The sequence below is a fragment of the Streptomyces sp. NPDC055078 genome, from assembly GCF_053607985.1.
In genome coordinates this window covers 1-1,253 of the sequence record NZ_JBSGUP010001133.1, presented here as the reverse complement: position 1 = coordinate 1,253, position 1,253 = coordinate 1, and the positions used below count along the sequence as shown (strand labels likewise).

Here is a 1,253-nt window from a genome sequence, read left to right as displayed (position 1 = left end):
GGGCAGGTGTGGCGGGGCAGCCACCGGAGCCGGGGGCGGCAGCCGGGGCGGGGGCGGACCTCGGGGCGCGGGCGGCAGCCGGGGTGCGGCCGTATCCCGGTGGCCAGGGTGCCGTACCCGCCGCCGTGCTCAGCGATCCGGACCATGAGCAGGGCGGCCGGGAGCCGCTCCACGGGCGCCCGCTCTCCGGGCCCTCCGGCGCACCGCCGTCGTCGGGCCCGTCGCCCAACCTGCCCAGGATCACCCGCGCCGAGATCATCGAGCGGGCGAAGACCTGGGTCGCCGCCAAGGTCCCGTACAGCATGGGGGCGTACTGGAGCGACGGCTACCGCCAGGACTGCTCGGGCTATGTCTCCATGGCGTGGAACCTCGCCGGGAACGAGTGGACGGGGAGCCTCGCGCAGTACGCCACCCGGATCACCCGGGCGGAACTCCAGCCGGGCGACATGCTGCTCTTCCACAATCCGGCCAACCCCACCACGGGCTCGCACGTCACGATCTTCGGCGGCTGGGCCGACTCGGCCCGTACGTCCTACACGGCCTATGAGCAGGTGAAGCCGCACGCCCGCAAGCGGACCACGCCCATGGCGTACTGGAACAACTCCGACCGGTACATCGCGTACCGCTACAACGGGCTGAGCGCCGCGCCCGCGCCCGGCGGGGTCGCGGCCGACGCCTATCCGGGCGCCGCCGCCTTCGGGCCCGGCGCGAGCGGCAGGCACATCACCCGGCTCGGCGAGCTGCTCGTCGCGCGTGGCGGCAAGCGGTTCTATACGCAGGGCCCCGGGCCGTCATGGGGCGAGGCGGACCGGCGGGCGACCGAGGCGTTCCAGCTCGCGCAGGGGTGGCGGGGCGGGGACGCGGACGGGCTCCCCGGGCCCGAGACCTGGCGGCTGCTGGTGACCGGGACGGGCCGGAGCATCCCGCCCGCCGGGGCGGCCGGACCGGGCGGCACCAGCGCCGTGCCCGCCTACCCGGGACGCGACCACTTCCGGCCCGGCCGGTCCAGCACGTATGTCACCCAGCTCGGCCGGCAGCTGGTGAAGCGCGGCTACGGCAGGTACTACACCTCCGGTCCTGGCCCGCGCTGGGGCGAGGCGGACCGGCGCAATGTCGAGGCGTTCCAGCGGGCCCAGGGCTGGCGCGGTTCGGCGGCGGACGGCTACCCGGGTCCCGAGACCTGGCGGCGGCTGTTCGCCGGGGGCACGGGCTGAGCGGACGGCGCGGGTCCTGAGGGGAGGGCGCCGCCCCTC

At 76.1% G+C, this 1,253-nt stretch carries 1 protein-coding gene; it reads left to right on the top strand.

Translation table 11 applies throughout. The features are described from left to right. A partial coding sequence (locus tag ACWF94_RS40720; RefSeq protein WP_453500374.1) for a peptidoglycan-binding protein occupies positions 1-1,214 on the top strand: 1,214 nt, incomplete at its 5' end. Between the last annotated feature and the right edge of the window lie 39 nt (positions 1,215-1,253).